The following is a 7400-nucleotide window of genomic DNA, read 5'->3' on the forward strand; positions in this document are numbered from 1 at the left end:
CAGCGAGACCCCCTATATGGCGCTCGGGGCGCGGCTGTTCAATTGCCTGACAGCGCCGGTTGACACCCGGCCGCCCCCGCGTAGCCTGCCCGCGCCGAAACGAGGAGCCCATGATCCCATTTCCCGACATTTCGCCCGAGATCTTCACCATCCATCTTTTCGGCATGGAATTCTCGTTGCGCTGGTATGCGCTGGCCTATCTGGCCGGGCTGCTGATCGGCTGGCGCATCATCGTCGCGCTGATGCGGCGGCCGCGGCTTTGGGGCGACGCGGCGCCCATGCCGCCCGAGCGGGTCGAGGAATTGCTGACCTGGGTAATCGTCGGCGTGGTGCTGGGCGGGCGGCTGGGCTTCGTGCTGTTCTACGAGCCGGGCTATTACCTGGCCAATCCGGGGCAGATCCCGGTGCTCTGGCAGGGCGGCATGTCCTTTCACGGCGGCTTCCTGGGCGTGGTTCTGGCCTCCTGGTGGTATTGCCGGCGCCACGGCATCCCGGCGCTGCGGCTGGCCGATGCGCTGTCGGTGGCGACGCCGATCGGCCTGGGCCTGGGCCGGGTGGCGAATTTCATCAATGCCGAGCTGTGGGGCCGGCCGACCGACGCGCCCTGGGGCGTGGTCTTTCCCGGCGAGGCGGCGCAGACCTGCCCCGGCATCACCGGCCCCTGCGCCCGCCACCCGAGCCAGCTTTACGAGGCCGGGCTGGAGGGCGTGCTGCTGGCCGGCCTGCTTCTGCTGCTGGTCCGGGCCGGGGGGCTGCGCCGGCCGGGGCAGGCGCTGGGGCTGTTCCTGACCGGCTATGGCCTGTCGCGTTTCGTCGTCGAGTTCTTCCGCCAGGCCGATGCGCAATTCATCACCCCCGACAATCCGCTGGGCCATGTGCTGGGCGGGGCGGTCTGGGGCGTGACCATGGGCCAGCTGCTGTCGCTGCCGATGGTGCTGGTCGGGCTGGCCTTCCTGGCGCGCGCCCGCGCCCGGCCGGCGGTGCCGCAAGGCGCGGCATGACGCCGCTCGGGCGCCTGATCGCCGCGCAGATCCGGCTGTCGGGGCCCATGGCCCTGGACGAATACATGCGGCTTTGCCTGCTCCATCCCCAGCATGGCTATTACGCCACCCGCGACCCCTTCGGCGCGGGCGGCGATTTCACCACCGCACCCGAGATCAGCCAGATCTTCGGCGAGATGATCGGCCTGGCGCTGGCGCAGGCCTGGCTGGACCAGGGCCGTCCCGCGCCTTTTACCTTGGCGGAAATCGGGCCGGGGCGCGGCACGCTGATGGCCGACATCCTGCGTGCCATCCGCATCGTGCCCGGCATGGCCGAGGCGGCACGGGTGGCGCTGGTCGAGGCCTCGCCGCACCTGCGCCGGGTGCAGCGCGACAGGCTGGGCGACATCGCCCATCTGGACGATGTGTCGCAGTTGCCGCAGGCGCCGCTGTTCCTGGTCGCGAACGAGTTCTTCGACGCCCTGCCGATCCGCCAGTTCCAGCGCGGCGCGCAGGGCTGGGCCGAGCGCGTGGTGGCGCTGGATGCCCAGGGCGGGCTGGAGATGGGGCTGGTCCCGGCGGCCGATGCCGCGCTGCCTGCCGCGCCCCAGGGCGTGATCCGCGAAACCTGCCCCGAGGCCCTGCCGATCGTCGCGCAGGTCGCCGGGCGGATCGCCGCGCATGGCGGCTGCGCCATCCTTGTCGACTATGGCGGCTGGGACGGGCAGGGCGACACCTTCCAGGCCCTGCGCCGCCACCGGCCCGAAGATCCGCTGGCCAATCCGGGCGAGGCCGACCTGACCGCGCATGTCGATTTCGCCCCCCTGGCCGCGGCGGCGCGCGGCGCGGGGGCGCGCGTCTCGCGCATGGCGGCGCAGGGCGACTGGCTGAAGCGGCTGGGGATCGAGGCGCGCGCGCAGCGCCTGGCGCGCCTGGGCGATGCGGGTGCGATGGCCGCGCTTCATCGCTTGACCGCGCCCGATGAAATGGGACACTTGTTCAAGGTGCTGGCCTTATGGGCTCGCCATGCGCCCGTCCCCGCCGGATTCGAGCCCCTGGACGACGATGCAGACGACGCTTGAGATCCTGACCCATCCGCTGCTCGCCTCGGTGCGGCATGGCTTCTTCACTCGGCGCGGCGGCGCCTCCTCGGGGCTGTTTTCGGGGCTGAACTGCGGCTACGGCTCCAGCGACCAGGCCGAGATCGTCAGCATCAACCGCGCCCGCGTGGCCGCGGCGATGGGCGTGCCGCCCGCCGGGCTTGCCACCGTGCATCAGGTCCATTCCGCCGAGATCGCGGTGCTGCGCGCCGGCGACGACCCGGCCGCCGTCGCCGGGATGCGCGCCGACGGCATCGTCACCGACCAGCCCGGCGTGGCGCTGGCGGTGCTGACCGCCGATTGCCAGCCGATCCTGCTGGCCGACCCCGAGGCGGGGGTGATCGGCGCCGTCCATGCCGGCTGGCGCGGGGCGCTTTCCGGCGTGATCGAGGCGGCGGTCGGCGCGATGAACGACCTGGGCGCCAGCCGCATCCGCGCGGTGATCGGCCCCACGATCAGCCAGCGCGCCTATGAGGTCGGCGAGGATTTCATGGACGAGTTCCTGGCCGAGGAACCCGGCTATCACCGCTTCTTCGCCGGCGGGCCCAACGGGCGGCCGATGTTCGACCTGCCTTCGTTCGGCCTGATGCGCCTGCGCGAGGCCGGGGTCGAGGCCGAATGGACGCGGCATTGCACCTATTCCGACCCGGACCGCTTCTTTTCCTATCGCCGCAGCACGCATCAGAACCAGGCGGATTACGGCCGGCTGATCTCGGCGATTGCGTTGTAGGGCGCCGGCCAGGGCTGCCCGGGGCGCTGCACCAAGCCGTCGGCTGCGGCCGTCATTCCTCGGGGCGGTATCCGTGCCGGTTGCGCGCCATGGCGATGGCGGTCGAGCGGCGCACCGACCGGGCAAAGGACAGCACCAGCGCCGCGGCCATGACAAAGGCCACCCCGCCCAGCGAGTAGGATAGAAAAATCCAGCCCGGCGACAGCTTGAACCCCGGCGCCGGCCAGGCCGCCCGCAACCCCGGCGAGCATATAAAAGACGACCTCGCCGCCATGGAAGCGGCCGTTTTCCTCGCCCCCCTCGCATCCGTCCCTGACGGGTGCGGCAAAACGGAACCCTTTGCGCATAATGGACAAAAGGGGAGAAGCCCCGTAAGAAATCCAGCTTTCGCTGGAGTAAATCAGGTTGCGAGGTGCCGTGTCAAAAGGGTTCCGTTTTGTCAATGCGTTCGGGGCGGGCGATGCGGCGGGCGAAACGTATCGCACCGGGCCGAACCTGGGGATTTCGCATGAAAATTGGCTATGCACGGGTGTCGACCGAGGACCAGCGGCTGGATCTTCAACTGACGGCGCTGAAACGCGCGGGATGCGTCAAGGTATTCAAGGACCATGGCCTGTCCGGTTCGGCCATGGCCCGGCCGGGGCTAAAGCGGATGCTGGCCTCGTTGCGGTCCGGGCAGACGCTGGTCGTCTGGCGGCTTGACCGGCTGGGCCGGTCGCTGGTCGGCCTGGTCGAGATCGTCGACGAACTGGGCCGGCGGGGCATCGACTTCCAGTCGCTGACCGAAGAGGTGAATACCGCCTCGCCCGGCGGGCGGCTGGTCTTTCACATCATGGCCGCGCTGGCCGAGTTCGAGCGCACCCTGATCAGCGAGCGCACCAAGGCCGGCATGGCCGAGGCACAGCGCCGCGGCAGCCATGTCGGCCGCCCGCCCATCCTGTCCGAACAGCAGGTGGCCGAGGCGATCCGCGCCGTCGAGACCGAGTCGATCAAGAGCATTGCGGCCCGATACGGCATCCACACCCGCACCTTGCAGCGCCAGTTCCGCAAGGTGCAGGGAACCGACCGAACTGCGCAGGAAGCGGCGCCGCCGCGGGGAATTTTCGTGCCCGGCCGGTTGCCCCCGCCTTAGCCGACCATCGCCGCCCGTTCCTCGACGATGCTGAAGGGCACGCCCGGCTCGTCCTTGGCGCAGCGGATCACCAGCGAGGTCTTGACCGAGGCCACGTTCGGCGCCGCCGTCAGCTTCTCGGTCAGGAAGCGCTGGAAGCTGGTCAGGTCGGGCGAGACGCATTTCAGGATGAAGTCGATCTCGCCGTTCAGCATGTGGCATTCGCGGACCAGCGGCCATTCGCAGGCCAGCGCCTCGAAGGCGGAAAGGTCGCGCTCGGACTGGCTCATCAGCCGGACCATGGCAAAGACCTGCACCTCGAAGCCCAGCTCGCGCGCGTCGATGTCGGCATGATAGCCGCGGATATAGCCCATCTCCTCCAGCGCGCGGACGCGGCGCAGGCAGGGCGGGGCGGAAATGCCGACGCGGCGGGCCAGCTCGACATTGGTCATGCGGCCGTCGGCCTGCAACTCTGCCAGAATTTTGCGGTCGATTTCGTCAAGTCTGGCGGCGGTCATCGCATCCCCTGGTTTGCCTTGCGGGCAAAAAACATGCCGGAAACTATCCCGCGGGGCCGGATTGCGCAACATTCTTTCCACCGATGCGCGAAGGGGCCTTATGGATTGCATGCGGGGCCGGCGGTGATTAGCTAAGGCTGCGCCAAGCGAGAGGTTCCCTGCCATGTCCCATGTTCCCGCCGAGATCGCCGCCGATGCCAGCCTGCCCGCCCACAGCCGCGTGCTGATCGTGGGCTCGGGACCGGCCGGCTATACCGCCGCCGTCTATGCCGCGCGCGCGATGCTTTCGCCGGTGCTGATCCAGGGCATGCAGCCGGGCGGCCAGCTGACCATCACCACCGAGGTCGAGAACTGGCCCGGCGAGACCGAGATCCAGGGCCCCGACCTGATGGTCAGGATGGAGGCGCATGCCCGCGCCATGGGCGCGCGCGTCTTCGTCGATACGGTGACGCGGCTGGACCTGGGCCGGCGGCCCTTCGTGGCGGAACTTGATTCGGGCGCGCGCATCACCGCGGATGCGGTGATCCTGGCCACGGGCGCCCAGGCGCGCTGGCTGGGCCTGCCCAGCGAAGAGAAGTTCAAGGGCTTCGGCGTCTCGGCCTGCGCGACCTGCGACGGCTTCTTCTATCGCGGCCGCGAGGTCGCGGTGGTGGGCGGTGGCAATACCGCGGTCGAGGAGGCGCTGTTCCTGACCAATTTCGCCAGCAAGGTGACGCTGGTCCATCGCCGCGACAGCCTGCGGGCCGAAAAGATCCTGCAGGACCGGCTGTTCCGCAATCCCAAGGTCAGCGTGCTGTGGGATCACGAGCTGGTCGAGGTGCAGGGCGAGAGCCAGCCGCCCGGCGTGACCGGCGTCAGGGTGCGCCATGTCCGGCAGGGGACCGAGCAGGTGGTGCCGGCGGACGGCGTCTTCATCGCCATCGGCCATGCGCCGGCCTCGGAACTGGTCAAGGACCAGCTGGAGCTGCATCACGGCGGCTATGTCAAGGTCGAGCCGGGCACGACCCGGACCTCGATCCCCGGCGTCTTTGCCGCCGGCGACCTGACCGACCATGTCTATCGCCAGGCGGTGACCAGCGCCGGCATGGGCTGCATGGCGGCGCTGGACGCCGAGCGCTACCTGGCCGAGCATGACATGGCCGGCGAGCCGAACCCGCACGCGGCCGAGATCCCGGCCTGATGGCCGGGCCCTTGCCGCATCACCAGCCGATCCGCGCGCTTCTGGTCAGCCCCGAGGCCGGGCAGAAGCTGCGGGCCGAGGCGGCGCGCATGGCCGCCTGGGATCTGACGCCCCGGCAATCGGCCGACCTGGGCCTGCTGATCGGCGGCGGCTTCCTTCCGCTGCGGGGCTTTCTGACCCAGGCGGATTACGATTCGGTGCTGGCGGGGATGCGGCTGGCCTCGGGCGCGCTCTGGCCCATGCCGCTGGCGCTGGAGGTCGATGCGGATTTCGCGGCCAGGGTCGAGCCGGGCGAGGACATCGCCCTGCGCGGTCCCGGCGGCGCGGTCATGGCCATCCTGTCGGTTACGGACAAATGGAGCCCGGACGGGGCCGAAGGCGCGGATCTGCCGGGCGCGGCCGGGCCGGTCTGCCTGGGCGGGCCGGTCAAGGGGCTGCAAGTCGAGGGGCTGGAAGGTGCGGGGCTGGAAGGTGCGGGCGACGCCCATCCTGGGCCGAACGCCTGGCGGGCGCGTTTCCGTGCGCAGGGCTGCGAGCGGGTGCTGGCCTGCGATCCCGCCGATGCGGCCGCGGCGGCGCGGCTGGCCGGCGAGCTTGGCGCCGAACTGCTGACGGTCGGGGCCGAGCCGCGCCATGCCGGCCCGCGCGAGGCGCTGTGGCAGGCACTGGTCCGGCGCAATCATGGCGCGACGCATCTGCTGCTGCCCGCCGATCCGGCCGCGCAGGCGCTGCTGCGGCAATACCGGGACGAGATCGGGCTGGAGCTGGTCGAGGCCGGGGACGGCCAGGCGCACAGCCGATAACGGCCCTTGCCGCGCGGCGGGATCGGCATTTCCTGATGATGTCGGAAGGGTGGGTGGCCGCCACACGGGCGGCGCGCATGTCGCCATCGCCGCCGCCTTGCCCGGCGGCGGCATCGGCATCCTGCGGCTTAGTGGACGCTGACCGGGGTCAGTTCATTCTGGCGGGCCAGCAGGAAGGCCAGGCTGCGATCCTTGACCAGGGCCAGCCGCTCTCCATCCGCGCCATGCACGGCGTAAAGCGCCTCGGCGCCGGGCACCTGGCGGCGCACCTCGTCGGGCAGGCTGTCCATCGCGACGCGGCGGATGTAGACGATGTTGCCCGCGCTTTCCGGGCCGAAATCGAATTTCTCGTTCATTTGCGATCCCCTTTCACTTGCGGCTGATCGGTATGGTCTGCACGATGCTGTCGGGCACCGAGCGGCGCAGGTCGATGTTCAGAAGCCCGTTTTCAAGCCCCGCCGACACCACCTCGACCCCGTCCGCCAGCACGAAGCTGCGCTGGAAGGCGCGGGCCGCGATGCCCCGGTGCAGGAAGACGCGGCCTTCCTCGGCCTCGGCCTGGCGGCCGCGAACCACCAGCTGGCGGTCCTCGAGCGTGATCGACAGGTCGTCCTCGGAAAAGCCGGCCACGGCCAGCGTGATGCGAAAGCCGTTCGGCCCCTGGTGTTCGATGTTGTAGGGCGGATAGCCCTCGGCGCCCTTGGCGGCCCGTTCGGCCAGGCGTTCCAACTGATCGAACCCCAGCAGGAACGGATGAGCGGCCAGACTGATCTTGGTCATTCCCAAGCCCTTTGCATCAAAGCGACTGTCGGCCGGACCCCGGAACGGCGATCCGGCAAGACCAATATGTGGACGGAGGCCGCCGGAAACAAGGGTTTGCCGCGTCGCAGCCGCGCGGCGTCACGGCCGCAGGCCGCAGGCGGCCATCGCCGCCCGGATCGCCCGGCCCGAGCCTGCCAGCGGCAGGCTGCCGCGGCC

Annotated in this window: 10 protein-coding genes; 6 read left to right on the top strand and 4 right to left on the bottom strand. The window is 70.2% G+C overall.

The window, feature by feature from the left end:
• The first annotated feature begins 110 nt into the window (after positions 1 to 110).
• From lgt to pgeF, 3 genes are read left to right on the top strand one after another with little or no spacing between them, the layout of a single operon-like run.
• A complete protein-coding gene (gene lgt, locus FE811_RS05625; protein WP_116222944.1) occupies positions 111 to 1001 on the top strand; it encodes a prolipoprotein diacylglyceryl transferase in 891 nt (296 codons plus the stop codon).
• Positions 998 to 2062 (top strand): class I SAM-dependent methyltransferase, encoded by a 1065-nt coding sequence (locus FE811_RS05630; protein ID WP_116222943.1) that lies wholly within the window; start codon positions 998 to 1000, stop codon positions 2060 to 2062. The genes lgt and FE811_RS05630 overlap by 4 nt, the downstream gene beginning before the upstream one ends.
• Positions 2046 to 2810 carry a peptidoglycan editing factor PgeF gene (gene pgeF, locus FE811_RS05635; RefSeq protein WP_036751345.1) on the top strand — a complete coding sequence of 255 codons (765 nt, stop codon included), beginning with the start codon at positions 2046 to 2048 and terminating at the stop codon, positions 2808 to 2810. The genes FE811_RS05630 and pgeF overlap by 17 nt, the downstream gene beginning before the upstream one ends.
• 52 nt (positions 2811 to 2862) lie before the next feature.
• Here the strand turns inward: pgeF and FE811_RS05640 are convergent, their stop codons facing one another.
• The gene (locus tag FE811_RS05640; protein ID WP_116222942.1) at positions 2863 to 3048 is read right to left on the bottom strand and encodes a hypothetical protein; all 186 of its coding nucleotides are present in this window, start codon (positions 3046 to 3048) and stop codon (positions 2863 to 2865) included.
• A gap of 270 nt (positions 3049 to 3318) precedes the next feature.
• On the opposite strand from FE811_RS05640, the gene FE811_RS05645 reads away from it, so the two are divergent.
• The gene (locus FE811_RS05645; protein ID WP_116222941.1) at positions 3319 to 3942 is read left to right on the top strand and encodes a recombinase family protein; all 624 of its coding nucleotides are present in this window, start codon (positions 3319 to 3321) and stop codon (positions 3940 to 3942) included.
• Here the strand turns inward: FE811_RS05645 and FE811_RS05650 are convergent.
• On the bottom strand, positions 3939 to 4439 hold the full coding sequence (locus tag FE811_RS05650) for an Lrp/AsnC family transcriptional regulator (protein WP_036751341.1): 501 nt from the start codon (positions 4437 to 4439) through the stop codon (positions 3939 to 3941). The genes FE811_RS05645 and FE811_RS05650 overlap by 4 nt on opposite strands.
• A 163-nt stretch (positions 4440 to 4602) precedes the next feature.
• Here FE811_RS05650 and trxB point away from each other — a divergent pair, with 163 nt between their 5' ends.
• On the top strand, positions 4603 to 5619 hold the full coding sequence (gene trxB / locus FE811_RS05655) for a thioredoxin-disulfide reductase (protein ID WP_116222940.1): 1017 nt from the start codon (positions 4603 to 4605) through the stop codon (positions 5617 to 5619).
• Positions 5619 to 6422, top strand: coding sequence for a transcription antiterminator BlgG (locus FE811_RS05660; RefSeq protein ID WP_116222939.1), 804 nt, complete (start codon positions 5619 to 5621; stop codon positions 6420 to 6422). The genes trxB and FE811_RS05660 overlap by 1 nt, the downstream gene beginning before the upstream one ends.
• A gap of 128 nt (positions 6423 to 6550) precedes the next feature.
• Here the strand turns inward: FE811_RS05660 and FE811_RS05665 are convergent, their stop codons facing one another.
• Positions 6551 to 6778: a DUF1150 domain-containing protein gene (locus FE811_RS05665; RefSeq protein WP_116222938.1), complete on the bottom strand. Its 228-nt coding sequence runs from the start codon at positions 6776 to 6778 to the stop codon at positions 6551 to 6553.
• Positions 6779 to 6791: 13 nt separating this feature from the next.
• Positions 6792 to 7202 carry an Hsp20 family protein gene (locus FE811_RS05670; RefSeq protein ID WP_072460954.1) on the bottom strand — a complete coding sequence of 137 codons (411 nt, stop codon included), beginning with the start codon at positions 7200 to 7202 and terminating at the stop codon, positions 6792 to 6794.
• Between the last annotated feature and the right edge of the window lie 198 nt (positions 7203 to 7400).

The organism is Paracoccus sp. FO-3 (assembly GCF_006386455.1).
GTDB classification, from domain to species: domain Bacteria; phylum Pseudomonadota; class Alphaproteobacteria; order Rhodobacterales; family Rhodobacteraceae; genus Paracoccus; species Paracoccus versutus.

Bases quoted from the DNA above. Each gene is read 5' to 3' on its own strand.
- lgt (WP_116222944.1), top strand. From the start codon at position 111: ATGATCCCATTTCCCGACATTTCGCCCGAGATCTTCACCATCCATCTT.
- FE811_RS05630 (WP_116222943.1), top strand. From the start codon at position 998: ATGACGCCGCTCGGGCGCCTGATCGCCGCGCAGATCCGGCTGTCGGGG.
- pgeF (WP_036751345.1), top strand. From the start codon at position 2,046: ATGCAGACGACGCTTGAGATCCTGACCCATCCGCTGCTCGCCTCGGTG.
- FE811_RS05645 (WP_116222941.1), top strand. From the start codon at position 3,319: ATGAAAATTGGCTATGCACGGGTGTCGACCGAGGACCAGCGGCTGGAT.
- FE811_RS05650 (WP_036751341.1), bottom strand. From the start codon at position 4,439: ATGACCGCCGCCAGACTTGACGAAATCGACCGCAAAATTCTGGCAGAG.
- trxB (WP_116222940.1), top strand. From the start codon at position 4,603: ATGTCCCATGTTCCCGCCGAGATCGCCGCCGATGCCAGCCTGCCCGCC.
- FE811_RS05660 (WP_116222939.1), top strand. From the start codon at position 5,619: ATGGCCGGGCCCTTGCCGCATCACCAGCCGATCCGCGCGCTTCTGGTC.
- FE811_RS05665 (WP_116222938.1), bottom strand. From the start codon at position 6,778: ATGAACGAGAAATTCGATTTCGGCCCGGAAAGCGCGGGCAACATCGTC.
- FE811_RS05670 (WP_072460954.1), bottom strand. From the start codon at position 7,202: ATGACCAAGATCAGTCTGGCCGCTCATCCGTTCCTGCTGGGGTTCGAT.